Origin of the sequence: Streptosporangium sp. NPDC000563 (assembly GCF_040299985.1) — a bacterium.
Classification (GTDB): Bacteria; Actinomycetota; Actinomycetes; order Streptosporangiales; family Streptosporangiaceae; genus Streptosporangium.
Window position 1 is genome coordinate 597472 of record NZ_JBEPDA010000001.1, and the last position, 17631, is coordinate 615102.

Annotated in this window: 16 protein-coding genes; 4 read left to right on the forward strand and 12 right to left on the reverse strand. The window is 68.9% G+C overall.

Features of this window, described 5'->3' with window-relative positions; translation table 11 throughout:
- Positions 1-37: 37 nt before the first annotated feature.
- The 3 genes from ABT352_RS02710 to ABT352_RS02720 all read right to left on the reverse strand — a co-directional run bounded on the left by ABT352_RS02710 (position 38) and on the right by ABT352_RS02720 (position 4475).
- The gene (locus ABT352_RS02710) at positions 38-2206 is read right to left on the reverse strand and encodes a tetratricopeptide repeat protein (protein WP_350941960.1); all 2169 of its coding nucleotides are present in this window, start codon (positions 2204-2206) and stop codon (positions 38-40) included.
- Between the two features lie 691 nt (positions 2207-2897).
- Positions 2898-3326: a hypothetical protein gene (locus tag ABT352_RS02715; protein ID WP_350941962.1), complete on the reverse strand. Its 429-nt coding sequence runs from the start codon at positions 3324-3326 to the stop codon at positions 2898-2900.
- A gap of 420 nt (positions 3327-3746) precedes the next feature.
- On the reverse strand, positions 3747-4475 hold the full coding sequence (locus tag ABT352_RS02720) for a LysR family substrate-binding domain-containing protein (protein WP_350941964.1): 729 nt from the start codon (positions 4473-4475) through the stop codon (positions 3747-3749).
- 55 nt (positions 4476-4530) lie between these two features.
- Here ABT352_RS02720 and ABT352_RS02725 point away from each other — a divergent pair, with 55 nt between their 5' ends.
- Positions 4531-4908 carry a DUF5997 family protein gene (locus ABT352_RS02725; RefSeq protein ID WP_350941965.1) on the forward strand — a complete coding sequence of 126 codons (378 nt, stop codon included), beginning with the start codon at positions 4531-4533 and terminating at the stop codon, positions 4906-4908.
- Between the two features lie 174 nt (positions 4909-5082).
- Here the strand turns inward: ABT352_RS02725 and ABT352_RS02730 are convergent, their stop codons facing one another.
- Positions 5083-6036, reverse strand: coding sequence for a GlxA family transcriptional regulator (locus ABT352_RS02730; RefSeq protein WP_350941967.1), 954 nt, complete (start codon positions 6034-6036; stop codon positions 5083-5085).
- A gap of 170 nt (positions 6037-6206) precedes the next feature.
- Here ABT352_RS02730 and ABT352_RS02735 point away from each other — a divergent pair, with 170 nt between their 5' ends.
- Positions 6207-7415: an RNA polymerase sigma factor gene (locus tag ABT352_RS02735; RefSeq protein ID WP_350941968.1), complete on the forward strand. Its 1209-nt coding sequence runs from the start codon at positions 6207-6209 to the stop codon at positions 7413-7415.
- A 21-nt stretch (positions 7416-7436) separates the two neighbouring features.
- Here the strand turns inward: ABT352_RS02735 and ABT352_RS02740 are convergent, their stop codons facing one another.
- Both ABT352_RS02740 and xynC read right to left on the reverse strand, forming a co-directional pair.
- A complete protein-coding gene (locus tag ABT352_RS02740; RefSeq protein WP_350941969.1) occupies positions 7437-7796 on the reverse strand; it encodes a YciI family protein in 360 nt (119 codons plus the stop codon).
- Positions 7797-7974: 178 nt separating this feature from the next.
- A complete protein-coding gene (gene xynC, locus ABT352_RS02745; RefSeq protein ID WP_350941970.1) occupies positions 7975-9654 on the reverse strand; it encodes a glucuronoarabinoxylan endo-1,4-beta-xylanase XynC in 1680 nt (559 codons plus the stop codon).
- A 544-nt stretch (positions 9655-10198) separates the two neighbouring features.
- Here xynC and ABT352_RS02750 point away from each other — a divergent pair.
- The gene (locus ABT352_RS02750; RefSeq protein WP_350941972.1) at positions 10199-11515 is read left to right on the forward strand and encodes an MFS transporter; all 1317 of its coding nucleotides are present in this window, start codon (positions 10199-10201) and stop codon (positions 11513-11515) included.
- A 58-nt stretch (positions 11516-11573) separates the two neighbouring features.
- Here ABT352_RS02750 and ABT352_RS02755 read toward each other — a convergent pair whose 3' ends face one another.
- The 5 genes from ABT352_RS02755 to ABT352_RS02775 all read right to left on the reverse strand — a co-directional run bounded on the left by ABT352_RS02755 (position 11574) and on the right by ABT352_RS02775 (position 15220).
- Positions 11574-12575 carry an NAD(P)-dependent alcohol dehydrogenase gene (locus ABT352_RS02755; protein WP_350941973.1) on the reverse strand — a complete coding sequence of 334 codons (1002 nt, stop codon included), beginning with the start codon at positions 12573-12575 and terminating at the stop codon, positions 11574-11576.
- A gap of 89 nt (positions 12576-12664) precedes the next feature.
- Positions 12665-12934: a hypothetical protein gene (locus ABT352_RS02760; protein WP_350941974.1), complete on the reverse strand. Its 270-nt coding sequence runs from the start codon at positions 12932-12934 to the stop codon at positions 12665-12667.
- Complete coding sequence (locus ABT352_RS02765) at positions 12935-13285, reverse strand: ArsR/SmtB family transcription factor (RefSeq protein WP_350941975.1); 351 nt, start codon at positions 13283-13285, stop codon at positions 12935-12937.
- 304 nt (positions 13286-13589) lie between these two features.
- Positions 13590-14087 carry a DUF1203 domain-containing protein gene (locus ABT352_RS02770; protein WP_350941976.1) on the reverse strand — a complete coding sequence of 166 codons (498 nt, stop codon included), beginning with the start codon at positions 14085-14087 and terminating at the stop codon, positions 13590-13592.
- A gap of 173 nt (positions 14088-14260) precedes the next feature.
- A complete protein-coding gene (locus ABT352_RS02775) occupies positions 14261-15220 on the reverse strand; it encodes a Vgb family protein (protein WP_350941978.1) in 960 nt (319 codons plus the stop codon).
- Between the two features lie 112 nt (positions 15221-15332).
- Here ABT352_RS02775 and ABT352_RS02780 point away from each other — a divergent pair, with 112 nt between their 5' ends.
- Positions 15333-16184, forward strand: a complete 852-nt coding sequence (locus ABT352_RS02780; protein ID WP_350941980.1) for a DUF72 domain-containing protein — start codon at positions 15333-15335, stop codon at positions 16182-16184.
- On the opposite strand, the gene ABT352_RS02785 is transcribed toward ABT352_RS02780, so the two are convergent.
- Complete coding sequence (locus ABT352_RS02785) at positions 16171-17610, reverse strand: DHA2 family efflux MFS transporter permease subunit (RefSeq protein ID WP_350941982.1); 1440 nt, start codon at positions 17608-17610, stop codon at positions 16171-16173. The two genes, ABT352_RS02780 and ABT352_RS02785, sit on opposite strands and share 14 nt — an antisense overlap.
- Between the last annotated feature and the right edge of the window lie 21 nt (positions 17611-17631).

Consider the following 17631-nt stretch of genomic DNA (forward strand, 5'->3'; position numbering starts at 1 on the left):
GCCGGGGCGGTCTCGACCGTCGGACACCACACGGCCGTCAGTCTCCCCCCAGGTGGGACAGCCGATCGTCCAGCCTTTCGCTCCTGGCCCCCTGCCGGACGAGGATCCGCCGCGCGTCCTGGTAACGTTCGCGAGCGTCGTCCCGGTGGCCGTTCTCCAGGGCGAGGTCTCCGAGCGCTTCCAGGGCCTGGGCCTCGCCGTTGTCCGAGCCGATCCGCCGCATCTCCTCCAGCGCCCGTCTCAGGAGATCGGCTGCCGCCGTGGGTCCTCCGGCCCGTGCGCGGCCGAGCAGGACGAGCACGCGTGCCTGGTTGTAGGGGTCGGGTTCCCGAGCGAGGAGTCGTCGCGCCTCCGTCAGGCATTCGACGGCCTCCGCCTGGCGATCCCTCCCGGTCATCGCGTCGGCGAGGTCGCACAACGTCAGAGCCACCTTGCGTGACCTGCCCATCGCGCGGTAGTCGTCGAGTGCCTCCCCGAAGAGCGCGATGGCCTCGTCGATCCGCCCTCGATCCTTCTCCACCAGGCCCAACCGGCGCAGGCTGCCGGCCACCCGCTGCCGGTTTCCCTCGCGACGCCAGATCTCCAACGCTCCTCGGAAGTCGTCGGCGGCCTCGTCCAACCGGCCGAGGGTGCGCAGCGCCAGACCGGTCCGGTTCAGCATCTTGGCCTCGCCCGGGGAGTTCGAGCAGGCGCGTGCCGCCGCCAGGCCCAGCCTGTCGATCTCCAGCCGTTCCGCGTGATGACCGCGGTACAGGAACAGGGGCCAGATGCCGTCGACCAGTTGCCAGGCCACGTCGAACAGACCTCGCTCGAACGCGGCAAGGGTGGTGGCCCTGAGGTTGGCGAACTCGTCCTCCAGCCAGTCGAGAGCCTGCACCGGACCGGTGAAGACAATTGGTTCGGCGGGCTTGTGGATCACCGCTTCCCGGGAGACACGGCGGTACGGCAGCACGACCTGGCTCGCGCCCCAGGCGGTGTACAGGAACCAGTCAAGCGCCCTTCGCACGGCCTCCTCACGAATCGCCACGGAATCCAGTTGCTCGGCCAGTTCCCGGGCGTGCAGCTGGGTCAGGTCGTGGAAGCGATAGTGCCCGCTGGGCAGGTCATCGAGCAGGTTGGCGTCCGTCAGGACCTCCAGCAGGTGACGGACCTGGACAAGGGGGAGCCCCACCGTTGCGGCCACCGCCCGGCTGTCGAAGGTGGCACCGGGGAAGAGCCCGAGCAGCCGGTAGACACGTCCCGCTTCCTGGGGGGTGAGTCCTTTGTAGGAGAGCGTGAGAGCGGCCCGGATCGTCATGTCGTCCTCCACCGACAGTTCGCTGAGGCGCCGCCGCTCGTGGCTGAGGGCCTCCACCATTTCCGACAGCGGCCAGTGCGGCCTGGTGGCCAGCCGGGCGGCGGCCACGCACAGGGCGAGCGGCAGTCGCGCACACAGTTCCACCAGCTCGTCGGCCGCCTCCGGCTCGCCGTGCACCCGGTCGTCGCCGACGGTCCGTTTCAGCAGCGTCAGCGCGGCGGCTGGACTGAGCCGGCCCAGCTGGACTCCCTTCGCCCCGCGCATCAGCAGTCCCGCGAGCCGCCACCGGCTGGTGACGATCGCGATGCTGTCCGCGGATGCCGGCAGCAGCGGGCTCACCTGGGCCGCCGACAGGGCGTCGTCCAGCACGACGACCAGACGGCGCCCGCTCACCAGCGACTGGTAGAGCGCCGAACGCTCCGCCAGGTCACCGGGGATCCGTTCGGGCGCGATCCCGAAGGCGCGGATGAACCGTCCCAGCACCTCCGCCGGTTGCACGGGGGTGTCCATCGCGTGCCCACGCAGGTCGGCGAAGAGCTGACCGTCGGGGAAGGCGTCACGCTCCCGGTGCGACCAGTGCAACGCCACCGCGGTCTTGCCGATGCCTGCCGGGCCGCTGACGACGGCGACCTTGGGCACCCCCGTCCCTGCCCGGTCGGAGCACACGGCGTCCAGGAGGGCGAGCGTCTCGGCACGATCAACCAGGATGCCGCCGGCCGGCAGCTGGGTCGGTCGCGGCAGGGGGGTGAATGCCTGATGCAGGTGGATCCCGCCGTGGATGTCCCGGGCCTGGACCGCCGACCCCAGCACGGTCCCGTTCAGCTCGTTGACATGATCTTCGGGTCGCTGGTTGCTGGAACTGGAGTCGGCACTCATCGCCCTGCTCGTGTCACGGGCGAGAAACCGCACCCGCGAATAATTGTTGACCGAATCGGTTGTTTCTATGCATGAGAAAATGAACAGTCGCTTCCATGCTCATGCCATTCGACGACTTCGTCAAGACGAAAAGGCGTTCTTCTGCTTTTTCTGTATGGTAAATAAGATCAGATGTGCGCCTTGGGTAGGAGATATATCTCTTTGTGGTACTTGAAAAGATATGGGGCCTGAGCGATGGAAGTAGTGGTGCGAAAGCGCACAGGGATCTCCGTGACAGTCCCCGGTCCTCGCCTGTCGCCGATGCGCATCCTGTCGTCCGAGTCGCCGCCCCCCTCGCTCTTTCATGCGGTTCTTCGAAGGTCGTTTCTTCGAGATCACCGGTCCCCGCTCCGGGACGGGTCGGTGTCTCGAAGGGGAGGAACCGAACGAAGGACACGCGGGAGACATCGTGGAACGATCCGAACCTCAGGGGGCGGCCGAACTCCTCATGCATTTCCGTCGCCGTGACCTCGCTTCGGCATGGGCGGCCAGGCGACGACCAGGAAGTGGCCTTCGCGGTCCCGTGCGGCGGTGAAATAAATACAGCGACGACGAATCCAGCCGCTCACCGAGCCGCTTGAGAGATCGGGATGGAATGTGGACCCGGGATAAAGCAGGCTTCCGGGCCGTTTGAGAGCGGTAGGGCCGACCGTCTCACCGAGCGAGGCGGGCGGCCCTTTCCGCGTCAGGAGAGGGTCATCTTCTCGTTCCAGGTGTAGTAGAGGTAGGTGCTGCCGGGGCCGGTCAACGTGCCGTAGACCTGCCAGAAGCTGTTGGGAGCGAGCGTGTAGCGGAAGATCTTGTCCCCGGGCCGGTCGTCCACGAACGAAGTCTGTGTCCCGTTGTTCCAGATCCGTACCTCGATGGTGAATGTCGAGGTGTCCGGGATGTCAAGGCAGATATCGAACGTGTACGTCAACGAGCCGCCGATGTTGTAGCTGCGGCCGTCTATGGCCCCCCTCTCAATGTTGGTGGGCACGTAGCTGTTCAGGACCCGGGTGTACTCGCCCGTGGAGCAGTCGACTGCGGAGGCGGCCGCGGACGCGGGGCTGACGCCGGTGAGCGTGGCGCCAAGGGCGACGGCGGCGACGAGAATGGAGATGATGCGCTTCATGCCTCTCCTCATCCGTGCAGTGACCCTCCAACCAATTAGTTGAAGGCTGAACTGATTTTGACTCGGTTACCGAATCCGAACAAGCCCGGGCAAGCATTCGTGCGGTTCCGAGTCAGGCGAGTCGTGTTTCGCCCTTCATCGATGAACCTGGCCTGCGTGTTCTCGTGAAAGCGCGGTTCGCGAGGGTGCGGCACCACCTCGCACAGGCACACCAGGTCGAGTCTCGACCAGCTCTGGAGCAGGGCGAGGAGCCCGCCACGTCGCGAAGGGCTCCCGTTGGTGAGCGGGAATTCAGGGGTTGGAATCTTCGCGGCTCCACGGTGACACCATGAAGGCCGATGAGCGTCGACTTACCGCCTCAGCCTGACAGCCGTCGGTGCTCATTCCTTACCAAGGGGGATCGGCGTATCTGTCCGCAGGTCACCGAGGTCGGTGGCCCTTCTTCTTGCGGCCGGTCGGCACGGCCCGGCGACCGGAGCCGTTCTGTGCGGGTTTCTGTGCCTGCCGCTTCGCCGGTTTCTTCGCGGGGGAGGCGGGGGTACGGCCCCGCGAGCTGTTCACCGTCCGGCCGCGGACGATGCCGATGAAGTCCTCCACCAGGTCGGTGGTCGCGTCCGTGGGCCAGACCAGCGCGACCTGAGACTGCGGCGCGTCCGGCACCGGCCGGTAGGTGAGATCCCTGCGGTGGTGGAGGCGTGCCAGCGACAGCGGAACCAGGAGAATCCCGGCGCCGGACGCTGTCAGCTCGACCGCGTCCGCCGTTGTGGCCGGGCGGGTGAACGCGGGCAGCCCGGGCCGGACCGTCCACTCGACGGTGTCGTCCAGAGGGTGGAACACCTCGTCGTCGTCAAGGTCGGCGAGGGCCACCTCGTCGGCGGCGGTCAGCACGTGGTCCTTGGGCACCACGACCACCGTGGTCTCCGTGTAGAGAGGGATCACGCTGAGCCCGTCCCGGTCGACCGGCAGTCTGGCGAATCCGGCGTCGGCACCGCCGTTCCGCAGGAGTCCCACCACCTCGGCGGCGGGAACCGCGACCAGGGTGATCGGCACCTCGGGCATTCGCTCGATCCAGACGTTGACCCATTTCGCGGGTGTCACCCCGGGCACGTACGCCAGTCGAAACGTCCCGCCGGTCTCTCCATCAGTCACTTCCCCAGGGTAGCGATGTCAGGGGAACCTGTTCCGGCTGACTATTCTTGACGTCATGACCTCGCCCAAACCGAAGACCACCCAGACGATGAAGCCCGCGACCGCGGCCAAGAAGCTGGGTGTCCCTCTGCCGGCCACTCCGGCCGAGTTCCAGGCGGGTGTCATCTCCAGGGACGAGCTGAACGAGTTGCAGGCGACGCCACCCGCCTGGCTCGCCGACCTGCGCCGCAACGGCCCGCACACCAAGCAGGTCATGGCCGCGAAGCTCAGGATCTCCGTCGCCGGCCTGCTCAGGGGCGGGATCACCGAACCTCTCACCACCGCCGAGATCGACGCGCTGAAAGCGGAGAACCCGGCGTGGCTGGAGCGCGAGCAGAGTCTCCAGGCCGAGGTCCGCAAGGAAGCGCTCCGCCTCAAGCAGCGCGACAGCTGAGATCCCGTATGCGATTCTTAGTGATCGCGGAAAAGGACGGCAACGAAAAGCCTGCGAAGGCGTTTTCCGCTCGTACGACATGCGTTCGTCCTGCTGCTGGTGGCGGTGCTCGCCTGCCTGACGCTCGCGCCCGTGTCGTTCACGGCGACCACGGGGCGACCGCGGGACCAAGCTTCACGATCTTTCCCGGAACCGCGACGGCGAGACCCCGGCCCATGCCACGAACGCCTGCCGTAAGGACTCGGCGGAGGCGAACCCGCACCGCCGGGCGATGGCCGCGACCGGCTCACGGGTCGCGGTGAGCAGCTGGGAGGCCGCTTCGAGGCGCGCGTCGCGGACCACCCGCGAGGGGGTCCGGCCGACGCACTCGACGAACAGCCTGCTCAGATGCCGCTCGCTCACCCCGGCGAGCGCGGCCAGGCGGGCGACGCTGAGGTCCTCGTCGAAGTGGCTGACCACGTAGTCGATGGTCCGCCGGACCAGGAGCTGGTCGGAGTGCGGAATCCTGTTGAACAGGCTCACCTGTGCCTGATTCCCGGGGCGTTTCAGGTAGGTGACCATGCCCATGGCCACGCGACGGGCGAGTTCGGACCCGTGGTCCTCCTCGATGAAGGACAGCGTGAGATCCAGAGAAGCCGTGACCCCGCCCGACGTCGCGACGCTGCCGTCCCGGACGAAGATCGGCGCGGGATCGACCCGCACCTGCGGGAAGCGGGTGGCGAGCCGTCCGGCCTCGTACCAGTGCGTGGTGGCCCGGCGGTTGTCGAGCAACCCGGCGGCGGCCAGCACGGTCGCCCCGGTGCACACCGACGCGACCCGCCGCGACAGCCTGGCGAGCCGTACGACCTGGCTGACGAACCGAGGGTTGGCGGCGGCGGTCTCGTGCCCCTGGCCACCAGAGACGATCAGGGTGTCGATCGGACCGTCCATCGTGTCGATCCGGCCCTGCCCGGGCAACTCGAGTCCGGAGTCGCACCGCACGGGCCGGCCCATCGGGGTCGCGAACACCACCTGGTACGCCGGGTCGGCCCCCTGCCGGTTGGCGTAGTCGAAACCGGTCGTCACACACGCGACGTCGACGAGCTCGATGCCGTCGAAACCAACGACGACGACCAGCCGTCCCACCATGGCTACACCATATGGGCGGGCGACGGGGACATGCGACAGGAATCCCAGCGAATCGGGCGACGCGGCTGGGTGTCGGCCCATGTCATCGGTCCAGCAGAGGGGATGGGTGCCGGCCTTCCGGCTTGAGGCTCGCGCGGCGCTCGCCCCTGCGAATATCGCACACTGATGTGGTGGACGACGTGGCAGAGCTGTTGGACCGCATCTGGCGGACGGACGCGGCCGGCATGCTCGGTGCGCTCAGCCGGCGGCTCGGCGACTTCGACCGGGCAGAAGAGGCGCTGTCGGACGCGCTGGCCGAGGCTCTCAAGCGCTGGCCCGACGAGGGAGTGCCGCGGAGTCCCACCGGTTGGCTGGTCACCACGGGCTGGCGCAAGGCGCTGGATCGGCTACGCCGCGACGCCGTCGGTCGCGAGAAACTGGCACGGGTGGCCGCGGAAGCGCCGCCGGAACCGGGTGCGGACGATCGGCTCGCCATGATTTTCGGGTGCTGCCATCCAGATCTCGCCGAGCCGGCCCGGGTCGCGCTGACGCTGTACGCCGTCGGCGGCCTGAGCACGGACGAGATCGCCGCCGCGTTCCTGGTGCCGGTGCCGACGATGGCGCAACGGCTCTCCCGGGCCAAGCGTCGGCTGCGGGAGCGCGGTATCCGGTTCGAGGTGCCACAGCCGCATGAGTACGTCGACCGGTTACCGGCAGTGCTCGCGGTCATCTACCTCGTTTTCAACGAGGGGTATCTGTCCGGTGGCCGCTCCGCCCAGCGGCGCGAGTTGGCCCGCGAGGGGGTCGAGCTGGCGTGCCGGCTCGCCGAGCTGCTGCCCCGCGAGCCGGAGGCCGCGGGCCTGGCGGCGTTGCTGGAACTGCACCATGCCCGCGCCGACGCGCGGTTCGACTCGTGGGGTCGCATCGTGCTGCTCGAACAGCAGGACCGGCGGCTGTGGGACAAGGCGGCGATCGAACGGGCGGTGCTGCGGTTGCGGGCGGCGGTGCGCCAGGGCCGGCCCGGGTCCTACCAACTGCAGGCCGGTATCGCCGCGCTACACGCCCTGGCCACCTCGTACGAGGCCACCGACTGGGCCGACGTGAGGGCACTGTACGACCGGCTGTACGCGCTGGACCCGTCGCCGGTGGTGCTGCTGAACCGGGCGGTGGCCACACGGTTCGCGGTGGGGCCTGCCCCGGCGCTGGACGAGGTCGACGCGCTCGGGGCGCGGTTCGCCGGTTATCACCTGTGGCACGCCGCCCGGGCCGACCTGCTGACCACGCTCGACCGTCCGGCCGAGGCGCTGACGGCGGCGGAGCGGGCTCTGGAGTTGGCGAAGAACCCGGCCGAACGGGAGTTGATGTCGCGTCGGGTGGGGGAGCTGAGGCGCCGCCTGTGAGACCGGCGCCCAGCACCACCGCTACTCGCGGTTCGTCACCGGACGGACCTCCAGCGCGCTCATCCCGGCAGTGAGCGGCCAGGTGGCCGCGATCCGCCCGGCCTCGTCGATGTCGTCGCACTCCAGCATGACGACCGCGCCGATGACCTCCTTGAGCTCCAGGTACGGCCCGTCTGTGATCACCGGTTGGCCGTTCACGTCGGCGCGCACCGTCTTCGCCGTGTCCCGGGGCCGCAGTTCGGCACCGCCATCGGCGATCTTGCCGGTCGGCTGCCACCGCTCGTACCACTCGTAGACCCGCTCCATCGCCTCCTGCTCCTCGGCAGGGGAGAGCGCACCCCACTCGCGATCGTCGCCGAAGATCAGCATCGCGTACCTCATCGTTGCTCCTCGTGGTCGGAAGGGCTGTGTCGTACGAGTGACGAACGGCCGCCACCGGTTCTCGACAGGTTCCGCCGAATTTTCTGCCCAGGTGCCGGCGGCCGATTGCGCCGCCCCTCCGGTGTCGGAGGGGCGGCACCTGCCCCGTCGCCGGTCGGGCCGACAGGAGCGTCGCCGGTCAGACCACGGTGCAGGCGATGCCGTTGAGGGTGAAGGCGGTCGGTTTGCCGGTGTTGCCGGTGTGGTTGGCCTGGAAGCCGATGTCGATGGTGGCCCCGGGGGCGAGCGTGGCGTTGTGGCTGACGTTGACGGCGCTCACCTGGCCGCTGGAGGGCGAGTAGGTGGCGTTCCAGCCCGAGGTGATGGACTGGCCGGAGGGCAGGGTGAAGACCAGCGTCCAGCCGTTGATCGTCGTGGTTCCGGTGTTGGTGATGCTGATGTTGGCGGTGAAGCCGTTGTTCCAGGAGTTCATCGTGTAGGCGACCCGGGGTCCCGTTCCGCCACCGGGGGTGGGGCTGACGGTGGGGGTCGGGGTGGGCGTGGGGTCGGGGGTGGTGGTCACGCCGGTCACGAAGGTCATCATGCTTCTGGCGGGAAGCGTGACGGTGAGGGAGCCGTTCGACATGGTGGTCGTTCCCTGGGGTGCGACGGTCCTGCTCGCGTCGGTGAGCCAGGAGGGGACGCTGGACGATCCGGTGGCGTTCGACACGGTGAACTGCTGGCTCACCGCCGAGGTGTTCTTGTTGACGACGACGATGACCGTGGAGTTACCGCCCCGGTACGCCGAGACGTAGACGTTCGACGCCGGGTTCGCGGTCGCGTCGACCCGCACGTATCCGGGGCGGACGAACCTGGCGAAGTGCGCCATCATCGCGCCGCGCTTGCTGATCTGGCCGTCCTCGCGCATGGGGCCGTAGCTGCGCCGGATGTACCACCAGATGTACGCCTGGAACTCGGCGTCCACCATGGCGCGGTGGATGTGCTCTCCGACGTCGAGCGCCTGGGGCCAGAGGTCCGCGGAATCGCTGCTGTTGGGGTGGTAGACCTCGGTCATCCAGAGTTCTTTGCCCGCGCCCCTCTGCTTGAAGAGGGGGTAGGGGAAATTGGAGAACTGCGTGCCGTAGAGGTGGGCGCCGAGGATGTCCATGTTGGCGAGCGCGGTGGAGTCGTTGAGGATCGGGTCCGAGATGTTCTTCAGATACTGGAAGGACTCGGGCGCGATCACCTTGGTGTTGATCGAGCCGGCGTTCTCCCGCATGAATTTGAGGATCTCCGCGGGGGTCCACCACGTCCAGTCGTGCGCGTAGTCGGGCTCGTTCTGCACTGAGATGGCGTACAGGTTCACGCCGTTGTTCCGCATGTGCGTGTTGAAGTCGTTCAGGTGCTGGGCGTAGGCCGCGTACATGTTGGCCCTGAGGCGTTTCGCGTTGGTCTGGCTGCCGCGGGTAAATGTCTCGATCATGTTGGCAGGGGGATTCCACGGCGACGCGATGACGGAGGCGCCGAGTTCGATCGCGCGCTTCGCCGTCGCCACGTCACGGCTCCAGTCCGCCTGGTTCTCGGGGACGGGGATTCTCAGCACGGAGAACCCGAGCCGGCCCTCGCCGGTGCCGAACGCCGTTTCCCGCTGGGCGGCCGTGAGGTCGCCGATCCAGGCCGCGAAGGTCATGCCGCCGAAGCCGCGGATCGTCTGCCGCTGCGCGGACGGGTTGATGACCGCCGTCGCGGCGGTGGCCTCCGTGGCCGCGACGACGGAGGCCGCGCCGAGGACCGGCAGGGCTCCCAGCGTGGTCAGGACGGCCCTGCGGCTCAGCGGGTTTCGCTCGCCGTTCTCGGGCTCGTTGTGGTCCTTCGTCATGTCTCCTCCTCGTGGCTGTGGATGCCGATCCGCGCCTTCTCGGTCCCGTCGGCGCCGGTCTTCGGCGCCGACGCCGAATGGTTCCTGGTCGTTTCGACGTCGATCGGCTCCCGCGATTGTTAGCGTTAACATTTCCTCGCGTGGACCGGCACGCGAGTGCGACGGGAATGCGGATCGCTCACGTGGTCGCGCGGAGGGGTGATACTCCGGCGGAGTCTGACCCCGGCCCTCGGCGGGGGGCAAGCACCGCACGGGCCGGATAACAGTGAACTGTAGAAATGCCTCGCCGAGCATGAAAATTTCAGGTTAAAAAATCTGCGGCCTCGCGTCTGTTCCGCTGTCGAAGATCGTCATATGCTGAGCCCCTCAGGTAAAGCGGATGGCAAGACTCCCCACCAAAAAAGTGCTTTCCTGGGTGATCACCCGAGTGGCGAGGCCCCCGGGAGAGGTCGGCCGACGGTGGACCGCCGTGGACCCACACCTCCACCGGGCGGTTCGGAAACCATCCGCATCACATGACCGTGCTGGAGAGCATGTGCCCGTCGTGAGCAGCCCTTGGCGGGCGCCGGTCGTCCTGGCGTACGCGACCTTCGTACTGGTCGGGTTGAACGCCGGTGTGGGTGGAGTGCTGCTGCCCACACTGATCGGTGACTACGGCGTCGACATGACGACGATCGGCATCACCTTCTTCGTCTCCTCCGCCGGGTTCATGCTCGCCGGATCCACCACGGGCCCGCTGCTCGAACGCCTCGGTACGCGCCTCTCCCTCGCCGTCGCCGGCGGCCTGTACGTGATATCCACGCTGTACATGGCGACCCGTCCCCCGTTCGCGACCTTCGTGGCGGTGCAACTGCTGGTCGGTTACGGCACCGGTGTGCTGGAGTCGGTGCTCAACGCCTATCTGGCGGAACTGCCCTCGGCCACGACACTGCTCAACCGCCTGCACGCGTTCTTCGGTGTCGGCGCGCTGCTCGGTCCGTTGCTGGCCGCCTGGACTCTCACCTTCCTGCCGTGGACCGCCGTGTGGCTGGTGCTCGCGTTGGCGGGCCTGCCGCTGCTGGCCGGTTTCCTGGTCGCCTATCCCAGGCGCACCGCCGACGTCGCCGATGCCCTCGATGTCTCCGTGAAGCCTGGCGTGCCGGTGCCTCCGGCAGTCCCCGAGCCCTCCGTGAGGCCCGGCGCCCCGTCGTCGGAGCCCTCCGCGAAAGAGGGGACCCCGTATCCGGACGCCCCGGTGCCTTCGGCGGGTCCCCCGGGTTCCGAACCGGAGCGGAGCGGTCTGCTCACCTCCGTGCTGCGCACGCCCGCGGTGGTGCTCGCCTCGGTGTTCCTCGCCGTGTACGTCGGCCTGGAGATCAGCGTGGGCAACTGGGGGTTCACCTTCCTGGTGGAGGAGCACGCGCAGACCGGCCTCACCGCCGGCTACATCGCCAGCGGTTACTGGCTCGGGCTGACCCTGGGGCGGTTCCTGATCAGTCCGGTCGCCACCAGGATGGGGTTGACCGCGGTCGGCATGACCTACGTCTGCCTGGTCGGCGTGACGGCGAGCACGGTGCTCACCTGGGTGGCGCCGGGAGTGGTCGTGGCGACCGCCGGTTTCCTCCTGCTCGGCTTCTTCCTCGGGCCCGTCTTCCCGACGGCGATGGCGGTGGTGCCCACCCTGACCACAGCCCGGCTGGTGCCGACGGCCATCGGCATCATGAACGGGGTGTCGGTCATCGGCGGTGCGGCGCTTCCCTGGCTGACCGGTGCCATCGGGCAGAGCGTCGGGATCTGGACCCTGATGCCCGCCGTCGTGCTCCTCGCCCTGCTGCAACTCGCCCTCTGGCGGACGATCGTCACCCGGATGAATCCGGCCTGACCCGGCATCGGACCGAGGTCCGCGCGGACCTTCCCGAGGCGAACGGCGTTCACCGGCCTCACACGGTGATAACGATCTTCGCTCGCGCGTGCTCCTCGCTGAAGTACCGCATCGCCTCGGGGAGCTCGCTCAGCGGGTAGGTCTTCTCGACCGCAGGGGTGATCCGCCCGGACTCGATCAGATCCTTGAGATCGACGAGGCTCTCCCGGCTTCGCATCGCCATGCACGGGCGCAGGTTCTGCCGTACGAACGGCGCCAGCACCAGCGCCCCCAGGAGCCGGAGCACCGGACCGAAACAGCGCCCGCCTTTCGAGCTGGACAGTACGAGGGTCCCGCCGGGGCTCAACGCGCGCCTGCAGTCGGAGAGCGAGTGGTTTCCCGCCAGGTCGAAAATGAGGTCGTAACGTCGGCCGCTCCTGGTGAAGTCCTCCCGGGTGTAGTCGACGACATGGTCGGCACCGAGCGAACGGACCAGCTCCATGTTCCTGGTGCTGCACACCCCGGTCACCTCCGCCCCGTACGACGCGGCGATCTGTACGGCGAAGGTGCCCACGCCGCCCGACGCCCCGTTGATCAGGACCTTCTGCCCGGCCTTTATCCCGCCACGGTCGCGGAGACCGTGCAGTGCGGTGTTTCCCGCGCAGGGGACGGCGGCCGCCTGTTCGAAGGTGAGGTTGGCAGGCTTCGGGCACGGCAGGTCCTCGGGGACGCGGACGTACTCGGCGAAGCCTCCGCCGTTGACCTCGACGTACACCTCGTCGCCCGGCCGCAGGCGCGTCACGTTCCTGCCGACGGCCTCGACCTCTCCGGCGATGTCGCGGCCGGGGACCTTCTGCTTCGGCGTGGGCAGCCCGAACACGAGGCGGCCGAGGTACGGCACGCCCGTTATGGTCGCCAGGTCGCCGTGGTTCACCGACGCCGCGCGAACGCGCACCAATACCTCGTCGTCGCCGGGCACCGGCTTGTCGATCTCGTCGAGTCTCAGGACGCCGGAGAGGCCGTACCTCTCCTGGGTGATCGCTTTCATCGTGTCCTTCTTCTGGGTGGTGGGCCTGTTCATGGGGAGTCCTCCTGGTGGGCGACCGGTGGTGAAGCAGGAACCCTCACGGGTGACCGTGGGGAATCCCCTCCCTTCGGGGAGGGGAGAGGTCATTCGACGGTTCGCAGGATCTGCTCGATCGAGGTCGTGCGCGATCGCACGTCGGAGAGGTCGGTCGACATCCGCTGCTGGGCGTCCATGGTGTTCTCGGCGAGTTGCTCGTAGCGGCGTACCAGCTGTCGCAGGTCCTCCTGGACGGTGGCGGATATCTTCAGCTTGCGGAACTCGTGCACCGTCGCCGCGGTGCCGATGAGCAGGATCAGGGCGAGGAATGACAGGCCCAGGATCAGGACCGTGCCAGGCCAGGTCGTCGCGTCCATTCAGGACTTCTCCTTGGGGGCGGGACCCTTCTCGGGGTCCGATCGGGTGAGGGTCTGGACCGCCTCGGCCAAGGTCGAGGCGGTGAGGCGCAGGTGGAAGTCCGTGACCTCGTAGTACTTCATGGCCTTGCCGTCCTCCGAGAGCTCAAGGCTGCCGACGACCAGCCCGGCCGCCTCCAGCCGCTGCAGGTGCATGTGTAGGAGGGGGCGGCTGATCCCGATGTCGCGGGCCAGGTGGCTCACGTAGTCACGCCCGTCGGCGAGCCTCGCGACGATGCGCAGCCGCAGCGGGTTGGCGAGCGCCGCGAGCACCACGACCAGTTCGTCGCCGGTCGGCACGGCCCCTGTCATGACGCTCCTTCACCTGTAATAATTTTCTTACAGGTGAAATATAACTCATGCATGCCGATCCGACCAGAGTCGATGGTGTCGATGACCGTGAACTCGTACTCGCAGGGCCGCCGGCGACGGCGGCACGCATACGGCGCGGAGGGTCTCGTCGATCCGGGCGATGATCGACGAGACCCTCCGCGCCGTTGGGGTCACCGGGGAAGAAGCCGGTGAAGATCTCCGACGCCGTCGTCACATGACGGCGTCGTCCGAGGCGGGCGGCGAAGAATTCGCCGCCTGTGGTCAGGCGAGGTACACCTCCAGGTCAGGCACGGTGCACCTCGAACAGGAAGCAGCCGAACTCCACCGCCCGTACGTGCACCAGCGCCACGCCCGGGTCCGCGAACTGCTCCGCCAGGACGGCCTCCGCCGTGGCGGCGTCGAGGCTGAGGTGGCGGTCCACCAGCCGTCCGCCGAGAATGTTGCCGACCGCGTCGTAGGCGCGGAAGACCCGCCGCTCGCCGCACATCTCGACGGGAAAACCCGTCCCGCCGGGTCCCTCGCACTGCGCGGCGTGCACGAACACCGGGCCCAGCTCCTCGTACGGGCCGGGATCGCCCCCGGTCCGTGCCGCCCACCTGCGCAATGGCGCGTACGCGAGCAGGGCGAGCCGCTCGCCCGGCAGGCTGCGACGCAGGCAGCATCGCAGCGGAGCGCCTCCCTCGGTGTCGGTGACCACGCGGGGCGGGCGCCCGGCGTCGTCGCGGACACGCAGCTCGGCGGCGACCTCGGCTTCGATGGCGAGCGTACGAAGAGTACTCATGGATCCATGCTCGGCCGCGCCGAGGCGGCACGCTGGCGGAAATCGGCCGTCGTCGTGGGCTCCGCTGCCGCCCCTTCGCGCGGCCGGCCGATTTCTCGGTGCGGCGGACGTGCGAGGGCGTGCCCGCGGGGGCGGGCACGCCGATCAGCGGCGGGCGGGCACGAGAGGAACGATCAGTGCCCCTTGACGGCCACCACGTTGTACGGGGTCGTCGGGGTGGGGGTCGTGGTGAAGCGGGCGTTGGGGAGATAGAGGCGGTCGCGGAAGGAGGCGACGGTGGTGGGAACGTCGAAGCGTTCGTCGACGAGTTTGCGGATCACCTTCCCCGAGGTGGCGGCGCGGTCCAGGGAGAGGGAGGTGAGGAGGTTCAGGCGGTTCTGTACGACGTGGAGGGTACGGCCCTCCAGCAGCAGGCCGTCCCCGCCTTCCAGGGACTCGGCGCCGATGTCCACCAGGGTGGCGACTCCGGTCGAGGGGTCGACGCGGAACAGCCTGCCGGTGTTGGACTGCACGACGAGCAGGCCCTTGCCGTCGGGGGTCTGGGCGATGCCGTTGGCGTTGTTGCCGGTCGTGTAGACGATGTCCCCGCTCAGCGGCACCTTCGCCGCCTGGGCCGGCAGCGCTCCCCCGCGCCCGAACGGCAGCCTGTACAGCACGGGGTTGGCCGAGTCGGTGAAGTACGCCGCGTCGCGGGTGAGCACGACGTCGTTGACGAACGCGGCGCCGGTGGTGAGCCGGTAGCTCGCGAGCACCTTGCCGGTGCGGGTGTCGATCACGCGGGCGTCGCCGCCCGTGCCGCCGGCGACGAACAGCCGCCCGCGCGGGTCGACCTTGAGACCGAGCGACGGGGTGCCGGGGCCCGGATTGATGATCCGGCCTTTCCCGGTGCGCAGGTCGGCGCGGTAGATCGCGCCGGTCCCGCGCGAGCCGAAGTACGCGGACGGCCCCGGGCCGATGGCGATCCCTTCCGGCTGGAAACCGTCGGGAAGGGAGAACTCGGTGGGATAGGCCGGCTTCGCGGAGGAGGCGGAGGCCGGGGAGGCGCCGGTCCCGGCTCCGATCTCGGCCGCCACCGGGGGCGGGGCCGCCACGAGTATGGCCAGGACCCCTGCCGCGATAGATATCGCCTTCATTGGGAAACATCCCATCTGTCGCGAATGCGATGGTCTATCGGGATGCCCGGTCGGATGATGGATCTAACGTACGACGCCCGGTTCGCTCCCGTCCTTGGATAGCGTCGAGGTCATGCGGCTTCATGTGGGATGCGCGATGTGGACCCTCAAGTCATGGCAGGGGAACTTCCTGCCCCACCCGCTCCCGCCGGGAGAGCGCCTGCGGGCCTACGCGTCCTGGTGCAACGCGGTGGAGGGCAACACGACGTTCTACGCGACACCGTCGAGGAGCACGGTGGAGTCGTGGGCGAGGCAGACCGCGCCCGACTTCCGGCTGGTGGTGAAGCTGCCCAAGTCGATCACGCACGAGAGGCGCCTCACCGGCGTCGACGAGGAGGTCCGGTCGTTCCTGGAGACGATCGAGCCACTCGGGCCGCGAGCCCACGCCCTCTGGATCCAGTTGCCGGGGTCGTTCGCCCCGACCGACCTCGGCACCCTCGCCGCTTTTCTGCACCGGCTCCCTCGTTCGCACAGGTACGCCGTCGAGGTCCGCCACCGCGCGTTCTTCGACGACGCGCGGTCCGCGCGGCTTCTCGAAGGGGTTCTCGCCGGTGTCGGCGCCGAGTGGGTGCCCTTCGACACCACGACGCTCTTCCGGAGCCCTCCGACCAGCGACACCGAACGGGAGGCGTGGTCGAGGAAGCCCCGGATGCCGCTCCGGTCGGTCGCCCTCACCGACCGGCCGATCGTCCGCTACCTCGGCAGGGACGACACCGAGAGCACGATCGAGGGCTGGCAGCACTGGATCGGCACGGTCACCGGCTGGCTGCGCGAGGGCCGCTCGCCGACCGTGTTCGTGCACACCCCCGACAACGCCGACGCGCTCACGCTCGCCCGTCGCTTCCACGACGACGTACGGGCCCTGCTGCCGGAGGTCGAGCCGCTGCCCGAGCCCATGCCCGCCGAGCCGCTCACCCTCTTCTGACCGGCCCGGGCTGCCGCAGCACGACGAGCGCGACGGCGAAGGCGGCGAGGAGCAGGGCGGCGGCGACACCGAAGGCGAGGTGGTAGCCGCCGGTGAGCGCGGAGGCCGTGCTCTCTCCCGCCGAGAGCAGTTCCTCGGTACGCCGGGCGGCCAGCGTGGACAGCACCGCGACGCCGACGGCCATGCCGATCTGCTGGGTGGTGTTGAACAGCCCGGACGCCAGGCCCGCGTCGTCGGCCCCCGCGCCGGACATGCCGAGCGTGGTGAGTGCCGGGAGCACCAGCCCGCCGCCCGCGATGAGCAGCATCACCGGGAGCAGGTCGGTGACGTAGTTCGCGCTCACCGGTACGCGGGTGAGCAGGCACATCGCGCAGAACAGGAGCACCAGGCCCGCGAGCAGGACGGCGCGCTCGCCGAAACGGGTGTTGAGCCGGGCGGAGAGGAACAGGGACACGCCGCCGATCGCCACCGCCGCGGGGAGCATCGCGAGGCCGGTGTCGAGGGCGCCGTAGCCGAGGACCCGCTGCATGTAGAGCGCGACGATGATCTGGAGGGCGAACATGGCCGACAGCGTCAGGATCTGGGCGAGGTTCGCGCCTGAGACGTTGCGCGAGCGGAGGATCCGCAGCGGCATCAGCGGGGTCCTCGCGGTCGCCTGGCGGACGAGGAACGCGGCGAGCAGGGCGATCGAGACCGCGCCGAGGCCGAGGGTGTGGGTGGCGAGCCAGCCGTACTCCTCGATCTTGACCACGGTGTAGAGGCCCAGCATCAGCCCGCCGGTGACCAGCACGGCGCCGAGGACGTCGGCTCCGGCGGCGAGCCCGACCCCGCGCTCGCCCGGCAGCGCCCGGATCGCGATCGCGATCGTGACCAGCCCGATCGGCAGGTTGACGAAGAAGATCCAGTGCCAGCTGAACGCGTCGGTGAGGACCCCGCCCAGGACCTGGCCGATCGAGGCTCCGGCGGCGCCGGTGAAGCTGAAGACGCCGATCGCCTTCGCGCGCTCCCCGGGCTCGGTGAACAGCGTCACCAGGATGCCCAGCACGACCGCCGAGGCCATCGCGCTGCCGACGCCCTGCAGGAACCGGGCGGTGATCAGCATGCCGGGCCCTGTGGACAGTCCGGCCAGTAGCGACGCGGCGGCGAAGACCGTGTTCCCCGCGAGGAACATGGTCTTGCGGCCGATGAGGTCGCCCAGCCGACCGGCGAGGAGGAGCAGCCCGCCGAAGGCGATGAGGTAGGCGTTGACGGTCCAGCTGAGCCCGGCGGGCGAGAAGCCCAGGTCCGCCTGGATGGTCGGCATCGCCACGGTCACGATGCTGCCGTCCAGGATCGTCATCAACATCGCGGCGGACAGCACGGCGAGCGCCGTCCAGCGCGAGGGAGACGTGTCGGCGGGGCGTGCGGAAGGTGCGGTACGCGACATGGGGTCGCCTCCTGTTCGAGG

Coding starts and splice junctions, on each gene's coding strand:
- ABT352_RS02715 (WP_350941962.1), bottom strand. CDS start 3,326: ATGAAGCGCATCATCTCCATTCTCGTCGCCGCCGTCGCCCTTGGCGCC.
- ABT352_RS02725 (WP_350941965.1), top strand. CDS start 4,531: ATGACCTCGCCCAAACCGAAGACCACCCAGACGATGAAGCCCGCGACC.
- ABT352_RS02730 (WP_350941967.1), bottom strand. CDS start 6,036: ATGGTGGGACGGCTGGTCGTCGTCGTTGGTTTCGACGGCATCGAGCTC.
- ABT352_RS02740 (WP_350941969.1), bottom strand. CDS start 7,796: ATGAGGTACGCGATGCTGATCTTCGGCGACGATCGCGAGTGGGGTGCG.
- xynC (WP_350941970.1), bottom strand. CDS start 9,654: ATGACGAAGGACCACAACGAGCCCGAGAACGGCGAGCGAAACCCGCTG.
- ABT352_RS02755 (WP_350941973.1), bottom strand. CDS start 12,575: ATGAACAGGCCCACCACCCAGAAGAAGGACACGATGAAAGCGATCACC.
- ABT352_RS02760 (WP_350941974.1), bottom strand. CDS start 12,934: ATGGACGCGACGACCTGGCCTGGCACGGTCCTGATCCTGGGCCTGTCA.
- ABT352_RS02765 (WP_350941975.1), bottom strand. CDS start 13,285: ATGACAGGGGCCGTGCCGACCGGCGACGAACTGGTCGTGGTGCTCGCG.
- ABT352_RS02770 (WP_350941976.1), bottom strand. CDS start 14,087: ATGAGTACTCTTCGTACGCTCGCCATCGAAGCCGAGGTCGCCGCCGAG.
- ABT352_RS02775 (WP_350941978.1), bottom strand. CDS start 15,220: ATGAAGGCGATATCTATCGCGGCAGGGGTCCTGGCCATACTCGTGGCG.
- ABT352_RS02780 (WP_350941980.1), top strand. CDS start 15,333: ATGCGGCTTCATGTGGGATGCGCGATGTGGACCCTCAAGTCATGGCAG.
- ABT352_RS02785 (WP_350941982.1), bottom strand. CDS start 17,610: ATGTCGCGTACCGCACCTTCCGCACGCCCCGCCGACACGTCTCCCTCG.